The organism is Streptomyces sp. NPDC004788, from assembly GCF_053601115.1.
Window position 1 is genome coordinate 1 of sequence record NZ_JBSGBF010000063.1, and the last position, 22700, is coordinate 22700.

General features: G+C 71.9%; 16 protein-coding genes and 1 pseudogene. 15 read left to right on the forward strand and 2 right to left on the reverse strand.

Annotated features, from left to right (window positions below):
• Nucleotides 1–69: 69 nt before the first annotated feature.
• Nucleotides 70–594: a hypothetical protein gene (locus tag ACWEJX_RS24875; protein ID WP_451609616.1), complete on the forward strand. Its 525-nt coding sequence runs from the start codon at nt 70–72 to the stop codon at nt 592–594.
• 47 nt (nt 595–641) lie between these two features.
• On the opposite strand, the gene ACWEJX_RS24880 is transcribed toward ACWEJX_RS24875, so the two are convergent.
• Nucleotides 642–1064, reverse strand: coding sequence for a hypothetical protein (locus ACWEJX_RS24880; RefSeq protein ID WP_451609617.1), 423 nt, complete (start codon nt 1062–1064; stop codon nt 642–644).
• 302 nt (nt 1065–1366) lie between these two features.
• On the opposite strand from ACWEJX_RS24880, the gene ACWEJX_RS24885 reads away from it, so the two are divergent.
• The 14 genes and pseudogenes from ACWEJX_RS24885 to ACWEJX_RS24950 all read left to right on the forward strand — a co-directional run bounded on the left by ACWEJX_RS24885 (nt 1367) and on the right by ACWEJX_RS24950 (nt 20735).
• Nucleotides 1367–1855 carry a hypothetical protein gene (locus ACWEJX_RS24885; protein WP_451609618.1) on the forward strand — a complete coding sequence of 163 codons (489 nt, stop codon included), beginning with the start codon at nt 1367–1369 and terminating at the stop codon, nt 1853–1855.
• A gap of 207 nt (nt 1856–2062) precedes the next feature.
• Nucleotides 2063–2299, forward strand: coding sequence for a DUF2630 family protein (locus ACWEJX_RS24890; protein WP_451609619.1), 237 nt, complete (start codon nt 2063–2065; stop codon nt 2297–2299).
• A gap of 199 nt (nt 2300–2498) precedes the next feature.
• Nucleotides 2499–4487 (forward strand): FUSC family protein, encoded by a 1989-nt coding sequence (locus tag ACWEJX_RS24895; protein WP_451609620.1) that lies wholly within the window; start codon nt 2499–2501, stop codon nt 4485–4487.
• Between the two features lie 351 nt (nt 4488–4838).
• A pseudogene (locus ACWEJX_RS24900) lies at nt 4839–6299 on the forward strand (APC family permease); the annotation flags it as partial.
• A gap of 136 nt (nt 6300–6435) precedes the next feature.
• Nucleotides 6436–7458: a hypothetical protein gene (locus tag ACWEJX_RS24905; protein ID WP_451609621.1), complete on the forward strand. Its 1023-nt coding sequence runs from the start codon at nt 6436–6438 to the stop codon at nt 7456–7458.
• A gap of 138 nt (nt 7459–7596) precedes the next feature.
• Complete coding sequence (locus ACWEJX_RS24910) at nt 7597–9591, forward strand: VWA domain-containing protein (protein WP_451609622.1); 1995 nt, start codon at nt 7597–7599, stop codon at nt 9589–9591.
• 147 nt (nt 9592–9738) lie between these two features.
• Nucleotides 9739–11346 carry a methionine--tRNA ligase gene (gene metG, locus ACWEJX_RS24915; RefSeq protein ID WP_451609623.1) on the forward strand — a complete coding sequence of 536 codons (1608 nt, stop codon included), beginning with the start codon at nt 9739–9741 and terminating at the stop codon, nt 11344–11346.
• A 131-nt stretch (nt 11347–11477) separates the two neighbouring features.
• The gene (locus ACWEJX_RS24920) at nt 11478–12320 is read left to right on the forward strand and encodes a hypothetical protein (RefSeq protein ID WP_451609624.1); all 843 of its coding nucleotides are present in this window, start codon (nt 11478–11480) and stop codon (nt 12318–12320) included.
• 70 nt (nt 12321–12390) lie between these two features.
• Nucleotides 12391–12756, forward strand: coding sequence for an SseB family protein (locus ACWEJX_RS24925; protein ID WP_451609625.1), 366 nt, complete (start codon nt 12391–12393; stop codon nt 12754–12756).
• Nucleotides 12753–13391, forward strand: coding sequence for a hypothetical protein (locus ACWEJX_RS24930; RefSeq protein ID WP_451609626.1), 639 nt, complete (start codon nt 12753–12755; stop codon nt 13389–13391). Before ACWEJX_RS24925 ends, ACWEJX_RS24930 begins: the two co-directional genes overlap by 4 nt.
• A gap of 3 nt (nt 13392–13394) precedes the next feature.
• Nucleotides 13395–17969: a putative T7SS-secreted protein gene (locus ACWEJX_RS24935; protein WP_451609627.1), complete on the forward strand. Its 4575-nt coding sequence runs from the start codon at nt 13395–13397 to the stop codon at nt 17967–17969.
• Nucleotides 17970–17981: 12 nt separating this feature from the next.
• Entirely contained in the window at nt 17982–18374 is a 393-nt protein-coding gene (locus tag ACWEJX_RS24940) for an Imm50 family immunity protein (RefSeq protein WP_451609628.1), read from the forward strand.
• Between the two features lie 662 nt (nt 18375–19036).
• A complete protein-coding gene (locus ACWEJX_RS24945) occupies nt 19037–19828 on the forward strand; it encodes a helix-turn-helix domain-containing protein (RefSeq protein WP_451609629.1) in 792 nt (263 codons plus the stop codon).
• The gene (locus ACWEJX_RS24950) at nt 19809–20735 is read left to right on the forward strand and encodes a hypothetical protein (RefSeq protein WP_451609630.1); all 927 of its coding nucleotides are present in this window, start codon (nt 19809–19811) and stop codon (nt 20733–20735) included. The genes ACWEJX_RS24945 and ACWEJX_RS24950 overlap by 20 nt, the downstream gene beginning before the upstream one ends.
• 84 nt (nt 20736–20819) lie before the next feature.
• On the opposite strand, the gene aspS is transcribed toward ACWEJX_RS24950, so the two are convergent.
• Nucleotides 20820–22643 (reverse strand): aspartate--tRNA ligase, encoded by a 1824-nt coding sequence (aspS, locus tag ACWEJX_RS24955; RefSeq protein WP_451609631.1) that lies wholly within the window; start codon nt 22641–22643, stop codon nt 20820–20822.
• Nucleotides 22644–22700 lie beyond the last annotated feature (57 nt).

The following is a 22700-nucleotide window of genomic DNA, read 5'->3' on the forward strand; positions in this document are numbered from 1 at the left end:
GCCGCGCGGCGGAGAGGGTCGGGCCTCTGGGGCGACGTCGCGGGGACGGGTGCGCGGGAGGCTTGCGGCATGCCGATGAAGCTGAACGCCCTGCCCACCGTGCCCCGTTGGGCCGCCCTCGCCGCCCATGCCGTGCCGTTCGTCGTGCTGCCCGCCGGTCTGTGGCGGCTCGCCCTGGCGTTCGGGCTGCCGGTCGTCGAGAGCGGGTCGCGGTTCGCTGATCCGGGGCCCGGGCTGGTCGCGTACATCGTCGGACTGACGGTCGTCTCCGAGCTGCTCGCGTTCCTCACGCTCGGGCTCGTACGGAGCTGGGGCGAGGTGTTCCTCGGGCGGCGGGTGAACCCGCGGGCCGCCGCCGGCGCCGCGCTCGCCGGAGCGGTGGGGCTGTGCGCGCTGGGCGGCTGGTCGGCGTACGCCGAGTACGCGGACCTCGGCGACGGCATGGCGATGACCACGGGCCAGTCGGCGCTGTTCTACGGCTGCTATCTGCCCCTGCTCGCCTGGCCGCCGCTGCTCGCGGCGGTGGCCGTCGCGTACTACCGGCGGCGGACCGCCCCCGCCCCCGCCACGGGCACGGGCACGGGCAGGGGTTGAGGCACGGACAGAGGCAGGAGCTGGGGCTGGGGCACGGGCAGGGGCGCTCAGTAGGGCGCCGGGCGGCCCCTCGCGTCCTCGTGCGTGTAGAAGAGGTAGAACGCGGCGAGGAAGGTACAGCCGGCCACGATCAGACCGAGCATGGACGACGAGAAGACGCTGTGGTCGGAGAGGCTGAAGAGGAAGCCGATCGCGCAGCCCGCGAGGGCTCCCCAGGCTGCCGCGCGGAATTCGCGCCGGAGCACCCGGCCGTAGCGGCGGAGCGCGTAGACGGCGACCGCGAGGACGACGCCGCTGATGAGGCCGAGCCAGAACTGGCCCCAGCTCGGCTCGCCGCCGCGCCGGGCGTTGGTGGGGGCGTAGAACCCGTACGCGATGCCGAGGAGGACGGGCAGACCCCAGCCGTGCGTGCTCAGCTGCTGCCTCCGGGGCTGCCTCCGGGCGGGTCGTACCGCTGCGTGTGCGGCCATGGCGGAGACTCCTTTCCCGCGCCTGCGCCCCGCGCCCGGCTGCGCGCCCGGCGCCGGGCGTCCTGCACCCTCCAGGGCACACCCGGGCCGCGCGCCCCGCAAGTGGATCAGCCAGGAGGGCGGGGCGGACAGGGCCTCACCCGTACGGGCCAGCAGAAGGTCCGCGACCGGACACATCGCTCCCACGATGAGCCCATGAACCAGAACACCGCATCGCACGCCGTACGACTCGTCCGCCGCCAGCGCCCAGATGACGAAGACGGAAACGCCGGCGAAGAGGCGACGACGCGAGGTGGCGGCGTATGAGGCGCGCGCCCACTGCGGCCACGACACCCACTGCAGCCACCACGGCCGCGGCGGTCACGGCGGTCACGGCGGCCAAGGCGGTCGCGGCGGCGCTGCTCGCCGTCCTCGGTCTCCTCGCCCTCACCGGTTGCGAGCAGACGAAGGAGAAGGCGGGGAACATCGTCGCCTCCGCCACCGCCGCCGCGCAGGAGAAGATGAACCAGATCAAGAACGGGGTCGACGCGAAGGGCGACGTCAAGGCCGGGCCGACGTCCACGGACGGCGACCGGACCGTCGCCACGATCACCGCGACCAACCCGAAGGACTCGACCGCCGACTACACGATCTGGGTCAACTTCCGCGACAAGGACGGCAATCTGCTCGACGCGGTCGTCATGAACATCGACGACGTCGGCGCCAAGGCGGCCAAGACCGGTACGGCCCGGAGCAATCGCTCGCTGTCCGGCGCCACCAAGGCGGAGATCGTCCAGGCCGTCCGGCACTGAGCCGTCGGAACCGTTCGCGCTGTCCGCACCGTACGGGCCGTACGAGCCGCCCGCGCCGTACGAGCCGTACGAGCCGCCCGCGCCGTACGAGCCGTACGAGCCGCCCGCGCCGTACGAGCCGTACGGGCCGCCCGCGCCGTACGGGCCGTCCGACCGTACGGATTTCCCGAACTGCGCGCCGGGCGTCCATCGGCCACGCTGGAGGGCATGGACAACGACGAGATCCTCCAGAACATCGGCGCCCTCGTCGAGGAGGAGCGCGCCCTGCGGCAGCGCACGGGCGGCCTCCTCGACGAGGAGCGGTCCCGCCTCGCCGAGCTGGAGGTCCGGCTCGACCAGTGCTGGGACCTGCTGCGCCAGCGCCGCGCCAAGGCCGAGTTCGGCGAGGACCCGGACACTGCGGCCGTCCGCCCGCCGAGCGAGGTGGAGGGCTACCGCAGCTGATCCCGCTCGGCCGGGCTCGTAAGTTGGGCACATGGGGAAAACCGCCCGGACCGCACGGGCCAACCGGACCGCACGGACCGGCCGAACCGCACGGACCGGCCGAACCGCACGGGCCAACCGGACCGCCCGGACCGCAACGACCGCACGGCTCGCGCCACCCGCCTGGCTCACCGCCGGCCTCCGCCCGCAGCCCACCCCCGTGCCGTGGGCCGCCGTCCTCCGCGCCGCCGTCGCGCTCGCCGCGCCGCTCGCCGTCGGGATGGCCACTGGGCACACCGCCTACGGCGCGCTCGTGTCGATGGGCGCCCTGTCCGGCGTCATCGGCGACACGGCCGACGCCTACCGCATGCGGGTCTTCAACATCGCCGTACCGCAGCTGTTCGGCGCGCTCGGCGTCACCCTCGGCACCCTCGTGCATGGCGAGGGCTGGGCCGCGGTCGCCGCGCTCACGCTCGTCGCCCTCGTGTCCGGGATGATCTCGTCGATCGGCGCGGTCGCCTCCGTGTCCGGTCTCCTCCTGCTCCTCAACGCGGTCGTCGGCGCCGGCCTGCCCCTCCCCGAGCCCTGGTGGAAGGCGCCGCTGCTGCTCGCCCTCGGCGGTGTCGTCGTCCTCGTGCTCACGCTCCTCGGCTGGCCGTTCCGCGGCGGGCAGCCGGAGCGGGCGGCGGTGGCCGGCACGTACCGGGCGATCGCCGAGCTCCTGGAGGCGGCCGGCAGCGAGACGTACGACGAGAAGCGGCAGGCGGTGACGGCCTCGCTGAACCAGTCGTACGACCTCGTGCTCGCCCGCCGCGCCCGCCAGCACGGCCGCGCGCCCACTCTCGTACGGCTGCTCTCCCAGCTCAACGCCGTCATCCCGATCCTGGAGGCCGCGCCCGCCGCCCACTTCGCGGCCCGCCGCTTCCACCGCCCGCTGGCGCCGGCGATCCCGGCGGCGGTACGGGCGCTGGCCGACGCCGTCGAGGCCGCGAAACCGCGCAAGCACGCGCCGCCCCTGGACCTGCCCGAGGCCCGCCGCCCCTCCGAGAAGGCCGTGGACGCCGCCGTACGGCACGCCGCCACCGTCGTGCACCAGGCCGAGCCGCGCCCGTACAACGTGGACGACCGGCTCGGCCGCCCCGCCGCACTGCGGGTACGGGTGCGGCGCGCCGCGCGCGGGGTGCTGCTGTCCGGGGCGTCGTGGCGCTACGGCCTGCGGCTCGCCCTGTGCATCGGGCTCGCGCAGGCGCTCGTCTCGCTGATCGCCGTACCCCGCTCGTACTGGGTCGCGCTCACCGTCACCTTCGTCATGAAGCCCGACTTCGGCTCGGTGTTCTCGCGGGCGGTGCTGCGCGCGCTCGGCACGGCCGGCGGGCTGCTGATCGCCGCGCCGGTGCTCGCGGCGGTGCCGCGCGGGTGGTGGGACGTGCCGGTGATGATGGTGCTCGCGGCGCTGATCCCGGCGTTCTCGGCGAAGGGGTACGCCTTCCAGACGGCGGCCATCACCCCGGTCATCCTGCTCCTCTCCGACCTCCTCAACCGCCAGGGCTTCCACCTCGTCCTGCCCCGCCTCTACGACTCGCTCATCGGCTGCGGCATCGCGCTCGTCGCCGGCTATCTGCTGTGGCCGGAGTCCTGGCACACCCGGGTCGCCGACCGGCTCGCGGACGCGGTCGAGGACACGGCCTCGTACGTGCGCCTGGCGTTCATGGACGCGGACAGGGACGGGGACAGGGACGGGGACAGGGAGGCGGACGGGGCCACGGCCACGGACAGGAACAGGGCCAGGGACGCGGAAAGGAACAGGGCCAGGGACCAGGGCGACACCGCGGCCCGGCACCGGGCCCGCCGCAAGCTGTACCGGGACATGTCGGCCGTGCGCTCGGAGTTCCAGCGCGCGCTGACCGAGCCGCCGCCGGCCGGTGACCTGGCCGCCGCCTGGTGGCCGCTGGCCATCGCCGTGGAGCGGATCGTGGACGCGACGACCGCCGCCCGGATCCGTGTCGACCACGGCGCGCCCGCGCCCGACCCGGCCGAGGTCGCCGCCGTGGAACGGCAGTTGCGGGAGCTGGCGGACGGACTGCGGTCCAGCGATGTCCTGGAGGAGGTACGGGCGGACCTCGGCGGAGACGAGGACGGGGCGCTCGAACCGCTGCGCCAGGAGGTACGGGCGGCTCGCGCCATCGCGACCCCGGGCGCGCGCGAATAGGCCCGCCCGGTAAATAAACGCGACCAAAGGGGCGTACGGAAGCGGTTACCGGCGGTTGCGGAACCGAACCCTCCCACTGCCGTTACCGAAACTCACAGGTACGACTACGATGCGCTCGAATTCACCGTGATCCACGACCCTTTCCAGCCACAAGCCTCCCCCCAAACGTCCCCGTGGCACGGTCACTTCACCCTGCGTTCCCCCCTCCCCCCTCTCTCCCCCCTCCCCCCACGCGCCCCGAGGACTCACCGCATGCGCACACCGTCCGGCAAAGGCACCGGCAAAGGTCCCGGCAGAGACACCGGCAGAGACACCAGCAGAGGCACCGGCAAAGGTCCCGGCAGAGGCCCCGGCAGAGGTCTCCAGCCCAACGCCCTCGGCACGTTCGACACCATCACGATGGCCGTGGCCGGCAGCGCCCCCGCGTACTCGCTCGCCGCGACGACCGCCGTGCTCTTCGGCGCGGTCGGCCTCGCCGGACCCGCCTCGCTGCTCTACTGCGCGATACCGATGCTCGGGATCGTCCTCGCGTACGCGCGCCTCGGCAGGCTCGACGTCAACGCGGGCGCCGCGTACTCCTGGGTGGGCCGCACCCTCCACCCGTGCCTCGGCTTCCTGTCCGGCTGGGCGCTGGTGTTCGCCGCGACCGTCTTCATGGTCGCGGGCTCGCTGCCGGCCGGCACCCTCACGCTCTCCCTCCTCGCGCCGCGGCACGCCGACAACACGGCGCTCTCGACCGCCGTCGGCGCCGGCTGGTTCCTGATGATGCTGCTCGTCGTCCTCGGCGGCGCGCGGCTGACCGTACGGGCGCAGCTGGTGCTCTCCGGCGTCGAGACGGCGATCCTGATCGTCTTCATCCTCGGCGCGCTGGCCCACCACGGGCACGCCACCGCCTTCGACTGGTCGTGGTTCGGCCTCGGCCACTTCGGCGGCGCCTCCGGCTTCGCGTCGGGTGCGCTGATCGCCGCGTTCTACTACTGGGGCTGGGACGTCACCAGCAACCTCAGCGAGGAGACGCGGGACAGCCGCCGCACGGCGGGGCTCTCCGCGCTGGTCGGCGTGGGCACGGTCTTCGTCCTCTTCGTGGCGTTCACCGTCGCCGTCAACGTGCTGCTGACCTCCGAGCAGATCGAGAAGGGCGGCGCGAACGTGCTCGCCGTCCTCGGCGAGGAGATCTGGCCCGGTGTCGGCGGCAAGATGCTGATCCTCGCCGTGCTCCTGTCGACCGTCGCCACCCTGGAGACCACCCTCATCCAGGTCACCCGCACGCTCTTCGCGATGGGCCGCGACCGCACCCTGCCGTCCGCGCTCGGCCTCGTACACCGCCGCTGGAACACGCCGTGGGTCGCCGTGCTCACCGTCGGCGCCGCCGCGCTCGTCCTCTTCGCCGCCTCGGCCGCCGCCGACTCGGTGCAGGAGGTGCTCGGCGACGCGGTGAAGGCGATCGGCCTCCAGATCGCGTTCTACTACGCGCTCGCCGGCATCGCCGCCGTCCTCGCGTACAAGAAGCTGCTGCTCGCGTCCGTGAAGGACTTCGTCCTGGGCGGGCTGTGGCCGCTGCTCGGCTCCGCGTTCATGATGTGGGCGTTCGTCGAGTCGCTGAGCGAACTCTCCGTGAGCGCGCTCGTCATCGGACTGGGCGGGCTGGTCGCCGGAGTCGTACCGCTGCTCGTGTACCGGCGGAAGGGCAGCGCCTTCTACCGTCCGGCCCGGCTCGACGCGGGCGCCGCGCTCGCCGCCGCCGAGGCGTTCACGTCTCCGCACTCGCCGCGCGCCCGCCGCGCGGACGAGTCACTCGCCACCGACTTCTGACGGACAGGCCGACGATCGGCCCGTAGACCTGTCCGCCGGCCTGTTGTTCTCTCCATCCATCCGTCCGTCTATCTATCTATCTGTCTGTCTGTCTGTCTCTCCGTCCGTCGGTCTTCGTTCGAGAGGGGGTACCGGGATGGCCGCTCTGCGCCGCCGCTCGGCCCGGCAGGGCCGGGGGTTCGTACCGGACTTCGACCCGGACTTCGGCGACCGGGCGCTCACCGAGGCCCGGCACGACATGGTCATCGGGCGCTGGCAGGGCGTGCGCGACCTGCTGGCCGCCACCGGCGACGACTGGGCGCGCCGCACCCACCGGCTCCGCCTGCTCTCCCACGCCGCCGCCGGCAGCTCCACCGTCGAGACCTGGCGGGCCGCCGAGGCGGGCAACCCGGACGCCGCCGTACTGCGCGCCGCCACCGAGGTCGTCCGCGTCTTCGACACCGCCATCGCCGCGGGCCGCGGCGCCACCGTCGACCGCGGCCGCATCGACGCCGCCGTCGACACCTGCCTCGCGGCCGCCGAGGCCGCGCCGCCCGACCCCATGCCCTGGGTGTCGCTGCTCTCCGTCGCCCGGCTGTACGAGGGCGGGGTGCCGCGCCGCGAACTGCGCCGCTGGTTCGACGAACTGCGCCGCCGCGACCCGTACAACCTCGAGGGCCACACCCAGGTGCTGCGCTACTGGTCGGCCCGCTGGCACGGCACCCACGGCGCCATGTACGACTTCGCCCGCGACGCCGCCGGCGTCGCCCCGCCCGGCTCCCCGCTCCCCGTCCTCGTCCAGATCGCCCGCGTCGAGGAGTACCGCTACATCGTCGACGGCGCCCTCGGCCGCGGTCCCGTCCGCGGCTTCGACCAGCACTGGAAGCACGAGCTGGCGGTCACCGAGCTGCGCAGGACCCACGCCCGCTGGATCGGCGGCCGCGGCCCCGGTGCGCCGGTCGCCCCGGAGGAGGTCGCCGAACTCAACTACCTGGCACACGCGGCCTGTTACGCGGGCCAGGTGGAGATCGCCCGGGAACTGCTCGGCCTGCTCGGGGCCCGGGCGGCGTGGGTGCCGTGGGTGTATACGGGGGAGCCGGCCGAGCAGTTCGTACGCTTCCGGGAGGGCCTGGGGGTGGGGCCCGGAACCGGCCAGGGAGTTGGCCCGGGGGCGGGCTGATGAACACTGGGCGACTGGGGCCGCCCGGGTCGTAGGGGCCGGAGAGGGCGGCCGCTAACCTTACGTGTCCGCCCTGGCCAGGGATGAAGGACACATACCGCACCCAACCCAACCCAACTCATGCGAAGGGGTTCGCCCATGGGTATCCGGAGCTTGCTGCGCAAGGTTTTCGGCCGCGACCGCACGACGACCGCGACCACCCTCGAACCCCCGACCGCAACCGCCTCGGTTCCGGCCCAGGGCACCGCGCCGGCGACGCCGGAGGCGGAGGCGGAGGCGGAGCCCGTGGAGGTGGCGGCTGCGGCTGCGGCTGGGACCACGACCGCGGCCGCGGAGCCGGCGCTGCCGTCCCAGTCGGCGGCCGAGCGCGCGGCCGAGGACCTGGTGGCGGCGGCGTTCGACAACCCGCAGATCCCGCAGGCACGGCGGGCGGAGTCGGAGGCGGGGCCGGAGTCGGCTGAGGCGGAAGTGGCCGAGGCGACGGAGCCGGCGGAGACCACGGTCACGGCTGAGGCGGAGGCGACCGTCACGACTGAAGCTGAAGCTGAGGGTGTGGCTGAGACGGCGTCCGACGCCAAGGCGGAGCCGGAGGAAGCCGAGGCCACCGTCGTGGCCGAGGCCGACGCCGAGGCAGAGGCGTCGGTGACGGAAACCGACACGGAGCCGGAGCCGGAGCCGGCTGGTACGCAGCCGACTGCGGACGTCGCCGAGTCGGACGCGGCTGTCGAGGCGGAGGCAGCGCCGACGGCCGAGGCCACGGACGAGGCCGAGGCCGCCGCCGGCGCCGACGCCGAGGCGAGCGCGGAGCCGACGGTCGTCGAGTCGGACGCGGACGAGGCGGCGACTGCGGACGTGGCGGAGACGGAAGCCGTCGCCGAGACTGCCGCCGACCCGGCCGCCGCCGCTGACGGGGAGGCCCCCGTTGCCGAGCCGACGGCGGACGCCCCGGAGGCAGCGGCCGAGGCAGCCGTCCAGGCCGCCGTGGACCCCGCCGAGTCCGATGACGAGACGCCGGCCGCGGCCGAGGCCACGGCGGAGCCGGAGGCCGAGCCCGTCGCCGCATCGAGCGACGAGACCGCCGCGGACGCCGCTGTGTCCGAGGAGCCCGCCGCGTCGCAGGCGGCCACGGCGTCCGGGGCCCCCGACGCCGCGGAGACCACGGCAGAGGCGGAGGCAGAGGCGGAGGCCGAGCCCGTCACCGCGGCGGACACCGCCGCGTCCGAGGACGCGCCCGCTGAGGAGCCGCCGGCCGCCGACGACGTCGAGGCAGCCGCCGACGCCCCCGCGTCGGAGGAGCCCGCGGAGCCGCAGCCGCAGGCGGAAGCCCTCGTCGCGGCAGCCGCCGAGCCGGCCGCCACCCCCGCCCAGCCGGAGGCCCAGCCCATCGCCGAGGCCCCCGCCCAGCCGGACGCCGAGCCCATCGCCCCGGCGCAGCCGGAAACCGAGACCCCGGCCGACGCCCCCGCCCCCGCGCTCTCCCTCGCCCGCGTCAAGGCCGTCGCGCCCCACCTCGTCGACGCCTACAAGGCCGCCGGCGCGGTTCTCAAGAAGCAGGGGCTGAGCGGGGCGCGTGCCGCCGTCTACCTCGTGGTGGACCGGTCCGGGTCGATGCGGGCGTACTTCAAGGACGGGTCGGTCCAGCGCCTGGCCGAGCAGACCGTGGCGCTCGCCGCGCACCTCGACGAGGACGCCGCCGTCACCACCGTGTTCTTCTCGACGGAGATCGACGGCACCGCCGTCCTCCGCCCCGCGGACCTCACCCCCACCCGCATCGAGGAGATCAACGCGACGCTGCCCCGGATGGGCCGCACCAACTACGACCGCGCGATCGAGGAGGTCCTCGCCCTCCACGAGAAGAGCGAGGACCCGGGCCGCCCGGCGCTCGTCGTGTTCCAGACGGACGGCGCGCCGGAGTCGAAGACGGCCGCGACGCAGGCGCTGACGGAGGCGGCGGACCGGCCGTACGCGACGCACTGGCGGTTCACGGTGTGGGGCGAGGAGGAGACGAAGGCGTTCGACTACCTCCGTAAGCTCGCCACCCCCCGTACGGCTGTGCACTTCGCCGGCCCGACGCCGGTCGAGACCCCGCACGCCGCGTTCTACGGCGCCGTGCTCGCCGACTGGTCTCTCTGAGCGGCGCTGACCACCCTGATCAGCCTCAGCAACGCTGACCAGCACTGATCATCCGGACCCGGGGCGGGGCCGAGGGGAGCGCCCCTCGGCCCCGCCCCGGGTTTATCCGTGTGAGAGGGACTCGCCCCGGCCGTTAAAATTCGCACCATGGCGGCCACTGGATCCGAGAAGCAGGGCTCGAAGGCGTTCTACGTCACGACCCCCATCTACTACGTCAACGACGCTCCTCACCTGGGCCACGCCTACACGACCGTCGCAGGCGACGTGCTCACCCGCTGGCACCGCCAGCGCGGTGAGAAGGTGTGGTACCTCACCGGCACGGACGAGCACGGTCAGAAGATCATGCGCACCGCGGAGGCGAACAACGTCACGCCCCAGGAGTGGTGCGACAAGCTCGTCGAGGAGGCGTGGAAGCCCCTCTGGGAGCACCTGAACATCGCGAACGACGACTTCATCCGCACCACGCAGAAGCGTCACACCGACCGCGTGCAGGAGTTCGTGCAGGACCTGTACGACAAGGGCGAGATCTACAAGGGCGGCTACGAGGGCCCGTACTGCGTGGGCTGCGAGGAGTACAAGCTCCCGGGCGATCTCATCGAGGCCGAGGACGGCACGAAGCTGTGCCCGATCCACAAGAAGCCGGTGGAGATCCTCAAGGAGGAGAACTACTTCTTCAAGCTGTCCGAGTACGGCCCGAAGCTGCTCGAGTTCTACGAGGCGAACCCGGGCTTCATCCAGCCCGAGTCGGCTCGCAACGAGGTCGTGAACTTCGTCAAGCAGGGCCTGCAGGACCTGTCGATCTCCCGCTCGACCTTCGACTGGGGCATCCCGATCCCGTGGGACGACAAGCACGTCATCTACGTGTGGGTCGACGCGCTCCTGAACTACGCGACGGCGGTCGGCTACAACGAGAACCCGGCGAAGTTCGAGGAGACCTTCCCGGCCAACACCCACCTGGTCGGCAAGGACATCCTGCGCTTCCACGCGGTGATCTGGCCGGCGATGCTGATGGCGCAGGGCCTGCCGGTCCCGGGCCGGGTGGCGGCCAACGGCTGGCTGATGGTCGGCGGCGAGAAGATGTCGAAGTCGAACCTGACCGGCATCAAGCCGCAGGACCTGACCTCGCACTTCGGCGTGGACGCGTACCGCTGGTACTTCCTGCGCGCGATCGCGTTCGGCAGCGACGGCTCGTTCTCGTGGGAGGACTTCTCCGCCCGCTACACCTCCGAGCTGGCCAACGACTACGGCAACCTCGCCTCGCGCGTGGCGGCGATGGTCGGCAAGTACTTCGGCGGCGAGCTGCCGGCCTCGACGGCCGACGGCGACGCGGAGAAGGCGATCCAGGAGGGCCTGGCGAAGGCCGTGGCCGTCGCGGACGAGAAGATCGGCGAGGAGCTGGACTTCCAGGGCGGCATCCTGGCGATCTTCGACTTCGTGAAGCAGGTCAACGGCTACATCACCGAGCAGGAGCCCTGGAAGGTCGCGAAGGACGAGTCCGAGGAGGGCCGCGCCCGCCTGGCGACGATCCTCTACACGGCCGCGGAGTCCCTCCGCGCCGTCGCCGTCCTGCTCAACCCGATCATGCCCGAGACCTCCCAGAAGCTCTGGGACTCCCTCGGCGCCGAGGCGTCCCTGGGCGCCCTCGCCGCCCAGCCGGTCCAGGACGCGGCCACGTGGGGCAAGCTCCCGGCCGGCGCGACGGTGACGAAGGGCGCGGTCCTCTTCCCGCGCCTGGAGGACCCGAAGAAGGACTGACGCCGCAGCGCGTATTCGTACGAAGGCTGCCGCCCCACGCAGGGACGGCGGCCTTCGCCGTGCCGGAGGCCGCCGGCCCCGGGTGGCCGAACCCCGCCGCTCCGCCTCACGCCCGCCCTACGGTGCGCCCCATGTCGATTCCGCAGCCGCCCCCGGGCCCGCAGCCCCCTCCGCACCCCGCGTACGGCCCCGGCCCCGCCCCCGCGCATCCGCCGTACCCGAATCCGAATCCGAATCCGCACCCCAACCAGGCCCCGAACCCGTACCCGCACCAGGCCCCGTACCCGTACGCGTACCCCTATCCGCCCCCGCAGAAGAAGCACCGGACCGGTCTGACCCTGGGGATCGTCGCCGCGTCCATCGTCGGAGTCGGGCTGCTCTCCTGGATCGGCAACGGCGGGCTCCGCGACACCGCGGGCTCCGGCTCGCGGTCCGGCTCCGCCGCCCCGGCCGCGACGCATCGGCTCGTCCTGCCGAAGACCCTGCTCGACGGCCGGTACACCCTCACCGACGACCGCTCCGAGCAGACCACCGCCGAGCTCGCGGGCGCGAGCGAGGCCGTCATCGAGGATCCGAAGGGCGTGCTGGGCCAGTACACGACCGCCGGCGAGAACGGCGCCGGCGTCCTGATCGTCTCCGGGCTGTACGGCCGCATCAAGGACCCGGACCTGGCCAGGGAGAAGATGCTCAAGGGCGCCCACGAGGCGGCCGGCACCACGGTCCGAGTCCCCCCGAAGGACGTCACTCCGCCGGGCGCGGACACCACCGTGACCTGCCAGGTCCTCTCCACCGAGCAGTCCGGCGGCGGCCGCGCGACCTACCCCATGTGCGCCTGGGCGGACGACAACACCAACGCCTCCGTCGTCGAGACGACCAGCCGCACGGCCGGCCTGGACCCCGACTCGATCGACCTGACGGCTGCCGCCCGGACCGCCCTCAAGGTCCGCGAGGAGACCCGGCGCCCGCTGAACTGACGTACCCGTCGAACAGTTTCAGCCAAGGCGATTGCAGTCGGGAAGTACGGCGTGTGAAGATCGCGCAGGCGTGCGAAGGGGAGGGTTCGTGACACGGAGCGAGTTCGCGGCGCTGCTCGGTGAATTCCGGCGTACGGCGGTGCTGGTTCCCATCGATCCGTACGGGAGCCCGTGGACGGCCGAGCAGGGCGGGGTGCGCTGGATCTGCGCGTTCTCGAACGAGTCGGCGCTGGCCCGCTTCGCGTACGCACAGCAGGACGCGGCCCGCGAGTGGGAGTACCGGACGATCCTCGGCGCCCGGTTGCTCGACGTCCTCGTGCCGAGGCTGGCGGAGGCGGGCGTCCCGGCAGGCGTGGCTCTGGACGCGGGGAGCGAGGACGGGATGCTGTTCCCGCCGGTCGAGGGTGTCGTGCCGGAGGCGGCGGTGGCCCGATGACGGATCCGGATCTGAAGGCGTCCGGCGAGGCGCTGAAGCTGATCGCCCAGGGCATCGACAAGGCGCACGGCGAGCTGAAGGACCTGTCGGTCGGGCAGCAGGCGATCACCGGCCGCGGTTTCGAGCGGCTCGCGCTGACCGGCGTTCAGCTGGGGCACCAGGGCCTTGCCGAGCAGTTCGAGACGTTCTGCGACCGGTGGGGCTGGGGCGTGCGGGACCTCATGCAGAAGGCGAACGTCTTCGCGGCGTCGCTTGGGCTGACCGCCGGGGCGTTCGCCGAGCAGGAGGAGTACATCAAGGGCACGTTCAAGATCGTCACGAACGCGGTCAACGGCAACCCGCACCTCTCCGAGGACGAGGTCAAGGAGAAGAGCTGGGCCGAGATCCGCGACCAGTCGCCGTACGACGGGGCCGACTGGAGCCCGGAGTCGTTCCGCGACGCCCAGGGCCGGGTCGAGCAGACCTGGCGGGACACCACGTACGACGTCGGGGACGGGGTCATGGACTCCGCGCGGAACGCGGGACTGATGGACCCCGGGGCACGCGAGCGGGTGGACGCGCGGATGCGTGAGCAGCTGGAGCCCACGGAAGAAGCGGTCCGCCGGGCGCAGGAACCGAACTGGGGGGATCGCTGAGCCGTGGCCGGCTGGGGGGAGCTGTTCGACAAGGGCGCCGACATCGTCGGCGACGGCATCGACTGGGGCAAGCGGAAGGTCGGCGAGGGCGTCGACAAGGCGACCGACGCGGTCGGCTGGGGCCTGGAGCAGGTGGGCGCCGACGGCTGGGCGGACAAGGTCGAGGACTGGGGTGACGGGGCGGCGTCGTGGCTCGGCGCGGAGGTCGGCGAGGCACAGCTCGGCCAGACCGACGAGCCGGACGAGCTCGTCCACGGCAAGACCGGCGACATCACGGCCGCGGTGACCAACCTCCGCGACTTCCAGTCCGCCTTCGACAGCGTTGGCAACGGCCTCAAGGGCCTGGAGGCGACCGACCGCTGGAAGGGCGAGGCCGCGCGGGCCTTCCAGGAGAAGTTCCGGGCGCTGCCGCCGGACTGGCTGCGCGCGGCGGACGCCTTCGGCGCCGCGGCCGGCGCCCTGGAGACGTACGCGCACACGGTGACCTGGGCGCAGGGCAAGGCGCGCGAGGCGATCGAGCTCCACCAGCAGGGCGAGGCCACCTCCAGGGCGGCCGTCGACGCGTACAACAAGAAGGTCGACGCCTACAACGCGGCCCGTACCGGCGAGAACCCGTTGCCGAAGCCCGGCGAGTTCACCGACCCCGGCGAGGCCCAGCGCGCCCGCGCCCGCGAGATCCTCGCGGATGCCCGCCGCCAGCGCGACGAGGCCGCCGAACGGGCGAAGGGCGCGATCTCCGCCGCCCTCGCCCACGCCCCGGCCGAGCCGTCGGCCGCGGACCGGCTCCGCATCGACGCCATGGACTACGCCGTGGGCCAGGGCACGGAGCTGCTGCACGTCACGGGCGGCGCGGTGAAGGGCGTCGTCGGCCTCGCCAACTTCGTCCGGTCGGTCAACCCCCTGGACTCGTACAACATCACGCACCCGGCCGCCTACTACGAGAACGTCAGCATGACGCTGGCCGGGATCGCGTCGACGGCGGCGCACCCGGACCGGGCGCTGAAGAACTCGTGGGAGGCGTTGAAGAGCGACCCGAGCGAGTTCTTCGGCCGACTGCTGCCGGAGCTGATCGGGACGAAGGGCCTGGGCGGGCTGAAGTCGCTGAGCCGCCTGAAGCAGGCGGAACGGCTGGAGGAGCTGAAGCCGGGCGGGAAGGGCACGGCGTCGGCGGAGCACGCGAAAAACCCGGAAGCCGCCGGCCAGCCGCGCAAGGATCTGAAGTGCGAAGGCGACCCGGTCGACATGGCCACCGGCCGGGTGGTCCTGCCCCAGACGGATCTCGCACTCCCGGGAGCTCTGCCCCTGCTGTTCACCCGGCACTACGAATCCTCCCGCCGCACGGGCCGCTGGTTCGGCCCCACCTGGGCGAGCACGCTCGACCAGCGCCTGGAGATCGACGCGGAGGGCGTCGTCCTGCTCTGCGAGGACGGCAGCATCCTCGCCTTCCCGCACCCGGCGCCGGGGGTGCCGGTGCTGCCGACGCACGGCACGCGCCGCTGGACCCTTGACCGGGACGCGTCGGGCGACACGTACACCGTCACGGCCCCGGAGACCGGCGTCGTCCGCCATTTCGCTGTTGTCGGCGAGGGGGACGAAGCGACGCTGGTCCAGCTCGACGACCGCAACGGCAACTGGATCAGCTTCGGGTACGACGCGGAGGGCGCGCCCACGGAGGTCGTCCACCACGGCGGCTACCGGCTCCGCCTGACCACCGACGGACCACGTGTGACCGCGCTGCACCTGGGCGACCAGGAGGTCCGGCGCTACGGCTACGACGCGGACGGCCATCTGACCTCCGTCGCGGACTCCACCGGCCTGCCCACGCTCTTCGGCTACGACGAGCACGGCCGGATGACGTCGTGGACCGACACCAACGGCTATCGCTACGACTACGAGTACGACGAGCGCGACCGCTGCGTCTGGCAGTCGGGCCGGGACGGCGTGATGGCCGGACGTTTCACGTGGAACATCGGTGAATCCGGCAACGGCGAGACCACGTACACGGACGCCCTCGGCCGTTCGACCCGCTTCGAGGTGGACGAGCGGGCCCGGATCACGGCGGAGACCGGCCCGGACGGGGCGGTCACCCGGTTCACGCACGACGGCCGGGGCCGGGTCCTGTCCCGTACCGACCCGCTCGGGCACACCACCCTCTTCGCGTACGACGAGGAGGGACGGCTCGCCTCCGTGACCCGCCCCGACGGCCGGACCATGTCGGCGGAGTACGACGGGCTCGGCCTGCCGGTGAAGGTAACGCGCGCGGACGGGACCAGGATCCGGCAGACGTACGACGAACGCGGCAACCGCACCTCGGTGACGGACCCTTCGGGCGCGCGGACCGAGTTCACGTACGACGACCGTGGCCGGCTGGTGGCCGTGACGGACCCGCTGGGCGCCGTCACCCGGTTCCGTACGGACGCGACGGGCCTTCCGGTCTCGGTCACGGACCCGCTGGGTGCGACGACGACGTACGAGCGCGACGTCTTCGGCCGTACGGTCGGCATCACGGACGCGACGGGCGCGCGGACGAGGCTGGAATGGACGCCCGAGGGCCGTCTGGCCCGCCGGGTCGCCCCGGACGGGTCCGCCGAATGCTGGACGTACGACGGCGAGGGCAACTGCCTGACCCACACGGACGCCGTCGGCGGGACCACCACCTTCACCTACGGCGATTTCGACGTCCTCGCCTCCCGCACCGACCCGGACGGCACGCGCCACACCTTCACCCACGACGCGGCGCTCCAGCTGACGCAGGTCAGCAACCCACAGGGCTTGTCCTGGAGTTACGCATACGACGAAGCGGGCCGCACGGTCGCGGAGACGGACTTCGACGGGCGGACGCTGTCTTACGCGTACGATCCGGCGGGCCGGCTGGCCTCCCGTACGAACGCGCTCGGCCAGACGGTCACCTTCGACCGGAACGCTCTCGGCCAGGTCGTCCGTAAGGACACGGACGGCGCGGTCACGACGTACGAGTACGACATCTTCGACGAGCTGGCGTTGGCGGCGGGCCCGGATGTCACGCTGACGCGCCTGCGGAACCGGCACGGGCGCCTGATCTCGGAGACGGTCAACGGCCGCACGATCTCCTTCACTTACGACGCGGCGGGGCGGCGGACCGGCCGGAGGACGCCGGGCGGTGCGGTCAGCGCGTGGTCGTACGACGCTACGGGCAGGCGGTCGGACCTGACGACGTCGGGTCGGTCGTTGACGTTCACGCACGACGAGCTGGGCCGCGAAGTGTCCCGGACCGTAGGCGACTTCGCGCACCTCACCACCACCTTCGACGGGGTGGGGAGGCTGACGTCGCACGAGGTGAGGGGCCGGGGCGGCCGCCTCCAGCACCGGGCGTACCACTACCGCCCCGACGGCGGCCTCGTCGGCATCGACGACCAGCTGGCCGGCCCGCGCCGCTTCGACCTCGACGCGGCGGGCCGCGTGACGCGGGTGTCTGCCGACCGGTGGACCGAGCGGTACGCCTACGACGAGGCCGGCAACCAGACCGACGCGTCCTGGCCCGGCCCGGGCACCGAGGCGGCGGGCCCGCGCGCCTACTCGGGCACCCGCATCACCCACGCGGGCACGGTCCGCTACGAACACGACGCGCAGGGCCGCGTCGTCCTTCGCCAGAAGACCCGCCTCTCCCGGAAGCCGGACACCTGGCGCTACACGTGGGACGCGGAAGACCGGCTGACCTCCGTCACCACCCCCGACGGCACGGAATGGCGCTACGTCTACGACCCTCTGGGCCGCCGCGTCGCCAAACACTCCCCCACGGAGACCGTCCACTTCACCTGGGACGGCACCACCCTCTGCGAGCAGTCCACCGATACCCTCACCCTGACCTGGGACCACGCGGGCCTGCGCCCCCTCGCCCAGACGGAACACCGCCGCGACACCGACGAGACCCGCTTCTTCGCCATCATCACGGACCTGATCGGCACCCCGACGGAACTCGTCGACGAGTCCGGCGCCCTCGCCTGGCGCGCCCGCACCACGCTCTGGGGCACCACCACCTGGACCCGCGACGCGACGGCCTACACCCCCCTCCGCTTCCCCGGCCAGTACTACGACCCGGAATCAGGCCTCCACTACAACTACTTCCGCTACTACGACCCCGAACCGGGCCGCTACCTCTCCCAGGACCCCCTGGGCCTCGCCCCGGCCCCGAACCCGGCGACGTACGTCCACAACCCGCACACGTGGAGCGACCCGCTGGGGCTGACGCCGTGCGAGCAGCCGACTCACAAACGTCTGCCAAGCCGGAGCGCCGCATTCAGGGAGGCCAAACGAGACCTGGGGCTGCCTATGTCCCAGCAGCCATACGAGATACGCAAGGTCCCCATGACCACGCGCAACGGCCAGCAGATCATGACGGACGATCACCGTCCGGTGATCACACGCGAGTACCTCTTCAAGCGGGAGGACGGCAGTCGCGTCATCATCCAGGACCACTCCTTCGGCCACTACTACGACGAAGGCGGGGTGGGGGATCAAGGTCCACACCTCAACGTGCGACCCTTTGAGGACCCGCGCAACGGGCATGTGCCGGGCACAGCGCTCCACTACGAGTACTGACAGGTGACTGCGATGACCTGGATTTCTCTGCTCGCGGATGCGGGCGGCCTCGACCACATCTACAAGGGGCACCCTCCTACGCTCACCTCGGTCCGGCTGCACGCCGTAGAGATCAGCCGCGAAGGACCGTCTTTGAGCTTGCGGTTCGATCTCAGCGCGTATCCGGAAAATCCGCCGGCCAAATGGGCTGCGCAGGGATACAACACCGTGCAGGTGACGTTCGTTATGGGAGGGCTGCGAGATGTATTGCTGGACGGCTTCGCAACCGATCCGGTTGTCGACATCACCCTCGATGGCGCCGACGGGGTGACGCTGGAAATCCACGCGGACGTGGTCCGATTGCGCGCGGTAGCGGACGCGGCTTACGTCAGCCACATCTCCGCCTATTGCGCCCACCACCATTGACGAGCACGTCAATCTGGCCGGGTCGTGTCGCAGTCTCGAACGACTCGGCACCCCGCGACCTCCCCTCTGCCCTTGAGGCACTGCGGAGCGTTGCGAATGGGGAGGTTCAGCCTGCGGCCAAGGTCCCTTGGATCACGCGAAGGCCCTCCCGGAGGTCGACCGTCATTGGCACGCCCGCGCTGAGCGACGTCGTCAGAGGCCGTGCCGGCGCTTCCCACCTCCGTCGCTGTGCACCGCGAACCCTCGACCCGCCGACACCGCCGCGCCAGTCCGGACAACAGTGGACAAGCTCCGGGCAGTCGCCCTTCCCACCGAAGCTCAACCGCTTGGGCTTCGGTGGTTCGGGTGGTCCCAACTACCAAGGACGACAGGTGAAATGACCCCCACCAAACCCACCCTTTCCCGCCCGCTGCGGGGTGATCACTCCCTCGGGTGAAATATGCCAACGGGACTGGCGGGAGGGCAGGTTGGTTGATCTACGCTCAGCGCACACAGGCAGCACATGCCCCAGACACAAGTCGGCCCCCGCCGGGACTAGCGATCCCAGTGCGAGGGCCTGACCAACGAGGAAGCAGTACCTTCCCGATGGATAGCCAGAACACTAGCGTGCGCCCGCACGCCCCGTCCCGTCGCGCGCGGAAAAACCACCCTCCGGTGGAGGCGTGGTCCACGACAACACCCGGCACTCCAGCCGCTTCACGGTCGTCGGCAACCATCTCGCCCAGCACGCCGAGCTCTCGCTCGTCGCGATCGGGCTGGCCACGCACATCCAGTCGCTGCCGACCGGTGCGGCCGTCGACATCAAGAGTCTCGCCGGGCGCTTCCCGGAGGGCACGACCCGGATCGCCGCCGCGCTGCGGGAGTTGGAGGCCCACGGCTATCTGCGGCGAACCCGGGAGCGTACGGCGAGCGGGCGGATGATCACGCGCACGGTCTCCTGCAACCAGCCGGGTCGGAGCAGCAACGACACGCGCGGCGAACCGCCGCCCGAGCCAAGGCCCCGCCGACACCAGCCGAAGGAGCCGCGGCGCCGCGCCCTGCCCGCCGTACCGCAGCCGGCATGGCCGGCTCCCGACCTGATCGAGACCGCGCACGCCGTCCTCGGCTGCCTCCGCCTCCAAGACCGCCGGCTGCTGCTCTCCGCCGCCGACACCGAACACCTCATCCCCGGCGTCGTGTCCTGGCTGGAACGGGACGTCTCCTCCGAGGCCGTCCACCACGCCCTGACCTCCGACCTCCCACGCGAGCCCCTGCGCCGCCCCGCCGCCCTCCTGGCCCACCGCCTCGCCGACCGCCTCCCGCCCGCGCCGCCCTTCCGCGCCCCGGAGCCGCCCCCGCCCGTCCGCCACCCGCTGCAGAACTGCGACCGCTGCGACCGGGCCTTCCGCGGCCCGACCCCCGGCGAATGCCGCCCCTGCAAGAACAGGAAAGAGCATGGTCAGCTCACCCCATGAAGCGATGCACCGCATCTTCCAGCACGATCCTCACCTCTTCAGCCGTCTGTCGGACGTGCTCGGGGTTCCCCTCCCGACCACCGTCGAAGCGGTCGTCCTGACCACCGACGTCACCGAGACCCGTCCTGCCGAGCGCCGCGTGGACACACTCCTGCGGCTCAACAGCACACGAGAAGGGTCGCTTCTCCTCGCCATCGAGGCGCAACGGAAGAAGGACCCGGCCAAGCCGGCGACCTGGGCGTACTACACCGCGTATCTGTGGACGAAGTACGGATTGCCGACTGCCCTGCTGGTCGTGTGCCAGGACCGGGCCACGGCCGAGTGGGCTGGACAGGCCGTGGCCGCCGGGCCGTCCTACATGCCCACCCTCACCGTCCGGCCGCTGGTCGTGGGCCCGCACAACATGCCCGTCATCACCGACCCGGCCCAGGCTCGTGCGGACCTGGTACTGGCCACACTGTCGGCGATCACGCACGCGGGCGATCCGGACATCGGTGCCATACTGGAGGCACTGTCCACCGCGCTGCGGGACGTTCCTGAGAACGTCGCCGACCCGATCGTCGAATTCACCGCACAGGGTCTGGGCAATCGCCCGGCCATGGAAATCTGGAGGAATCTGGTGGCCGCGGACCTCTCCTTCTACAAGTCGTACCTGTCCGAAGAGATCCGGGACGAAGGCCGGACGGAAGGGCGGGCGGAAGGCAAGGCGGAAGGCAAGGCGGAAGGCCTGGCCCAGGGCAGCGTCGACGCCATACTGATCATCCTGGAGCAGCGCGGCCTCGACGTCCCCGACGACGTCCGCGAACGCGTCACGGGCTGCGACGACCCGGAGGTGCTGCGCCGCTGGGTCGCGCGCGCCGTCACCGTCTCGTCCGCCGAGGAGATCTTCGAGGACAAGGACGAGTAGTCCCTCCCGCGCGTACGAAAGGGGCCCGGGCCATACGTTCACACGTACGGCCCGGGCCCCTTTACATCCGAATGCTCAGACGCGTCAGCCGCGCGCCGCGTCCGGGTGCACCGCCTCCGTCACCGGGCGGCCGCCCTCCACGACCTTCGCCTCGGCCGGCTTGCGCAGGGCGATGTGGAGCTCGCGCAGGCGGGCCTCGTCGAGCTCGGTCGGGGCGCCCATCATGAGGTCCTGGGCGTTGCCGTTGAGCGGGAAGGCGATCGTCTCGCGGATGTTGGGCTCGTCGGCGAGGAGCATGACGATGCGGTCGACGCCCGGGGCGATGCCGCCGTGCGGCGGGGCGCCGAACTGGAAGGCGCGGAGCATGCCGGCGAACTCGGTCTCGACGACCTCGCGCGGGTAGCCGGCGATCTCGAACGCCTTGAACATGATGTCGGGCTCGTGGTTCCGGATGGCGCCGGAGGACAGCTCGATGCCGTTGCAGACGATGTCGTACTGCCAGCCGAGGATGTCCAGCGGGTCCTGGGTCTCCAGGGCCTCAAGGCCGCCCTGCGGCATCGAGAAGGGGTTGTGCGAGAAGTCGATCTTGCCGGTCTCCTCGTCCTTCTCGTACATCGGGAAGTCGACGATCCACGCGAAGCGGAAGACGTTCTCCTCGAACTGGCCGGCGCGCTTGGCGGCCTCGACCCGGACCGGGCCCATGATCTTGGAGACCTCGTCGAACTCGCCGGCGCCGAAGAACACGGCGTGGCCCTCGGCCAGGCCGAGGCGCTCGGTGAGGACCTTGACGTTCTCCTCGGTGAGGAACTTGGCGATGGGGCCGGTGAGGGCGCCGCCCTCACCGACGCGCACCCAGGCCAGGCCCTTGGCGCCGAGGGAGACGGCGAAGTCGCCGAGGCCGTCGAAGAACTTGCGCGGCTGGTCACCGGTGTTCGGGACGGCGAGCGCGCGGACGTGCTTGCCGGCGAACGCCTTGAACTCCGACTTCTCGAAGACGTCGGTGATGTCGACGAGTTCGAGGGAGGTGCGCAGGTCGGGCTTGTCGTTGCCGTACTTCAGCATCGACTCGCGGAACGGGATCCGCGGGAACGGCGAGGTGACGTGACGGCCGCCGCCGAACTCCTCGAAGAGCTCGGTCATGAGCTTCTCGATGGGCTGGAAGACGTCCTCCTGCTCGACGAAGCTCATCTCGACGTCGAGCTGGTAGAACTCGCCCGGCGAGCGGTCGGCGCGGGCGTCCTCGTCGCGGAAGCAGGGCGCGATCTGGAAGTAGCGGTCGAAGCCCGAGATCATCAGCAGCTGCTTGAACTGCTGCGGGGCCTGCGGCAGCGCGTAGAACTTGCCGGGGTTCAGGCGGGACGGGACGACGAAGTCACGGGCGCCCTCGGGGGAGGTCGCGGTGAGGATCGGGGTCGCCATCTCGTTGAAGCCGAGCGCCACCATCTTGGAGCGGATGGAGGCGATGACGGCGGAGCGCAGCATGATGTTCCGGTGCATGCGCTCGCGGCGCAGGTCGAGGAAGCGGTACTCGAGCCGCCGCTCCTCGTTCACGCCGTCGTCGGTGTTGATGGTGAACGGGATCTGCTGCGCCGCGCCGAGCACCTCGACCTCGGCGGCCTCGATCTCGATCTCGCCGGTGGCCAGGTCCGGGTTGACGTTCTCGGCGCCGCGGGAGACGACCTTGCCGTCGACGCGGACGACGGTCTCCTTGGTCAGCTTGTCGAGGACCTCGGCCGCGGCGGTGCCGGGGCGGGCGACCAGCTGGGTGATGCCGTAGTGGTCGCGCAGATCGATGAAGAGGATGCCGCCCAGGTCGCGCCGATTGTGCAGCCAGCCGCTCAGCCGGACGTCGGTGCCGACGTCAGAGGCGCGGAGCTCGCCGCAGGTGTGGGACCTGTACCGATGCATCGTCGTTCATCCAGTTCTTCGGGATCCTTGGTGGACGCCGGACAGCACACGTCCAGC

Coding starts and splice junctions, on each gene's coding strand:
- ACWEJX_RS24875 (WP_451609616.1), top strand. CDS start 70: ATGCCGATGAAGCTGAACGCCCTGCCCACCGTGCCCCGTTGGGCCGCC.
- ACWEJX_RS24880 (WP_451609617.1), bottom strand. CDS start 1,064: ATGGCCGCACACGCAGCGGTACGACCCGCCCGGAGGCAGCCCCGGAGG.
- ACWEJX_RS24885 (WP_451609618.1), top strand. CDS start 1,367: ATGAGGCGCGCGCCCACTGCGGCCACGACACCCACTGCAGCCACCACG.
- ACWEJX_RS24890 (WP_451609619.1), top strand. CDS start 2,063: ATGGACAACGACGAGATCCTCCAGAACATCGGCGCCCTCGTCGAGGAG.
- ACWEJX_RS24905 (WP_451609621.1), top strand. CDS start 6,436: ATGGCCGCTCTGCGCCGCCGCTCGGCCCGGCAGGGCCGGGGGTTCGTA.
- ACWEJX_RS24910 (WP_451609622.1), top strand. CDS start 7,597: ATGGGTATCCGGAGCTTGCTGCGCAAGGTTTTCGGCCGCGACCGCACG.
- metG (WP_451609623.1), top strand. CDS start 9,739: ATGGCGGCCACTGGATCCGAGAAGCAGGGCTCGAAGGCGTTCTACGTC.
- ACWEJX_RS24920 (WP_451609624.1), top strand. CDS start 11,478: ATGTCGATTCCGCAGCCGCCCCCGGGCCCGCAGCCCCCTCCGCACCCC.
- ACWEJX_RS24930 (WP_451609626.1), top strand. CDS start 12,753: ATGACGGATCCGGATCTGAAGGCGTCCGGCGAGGCGCTGAAGCTGATC.
- ACWEJX_RS24940 (WP_451609628.1), top strand. CDS start 17,982: ATGACCTGGATTTCTCTGCTCGCGGATGCGGGCGGCCTCGACCACATC.
- ACWEJX_RS24950 (WP_451609630.1), top strand. CDS start 19,809: ATGGTCAGCTCACCCCATGAAGCGATGCACCGCATCTTCCAGCACGAT.
- aspS (WP_451609631.1), bottom strand. CDS start 22,643: ATGCATCGGTACAGGTCCCACACCTGCGGCGAGCTCCGCGCCTCTGAC.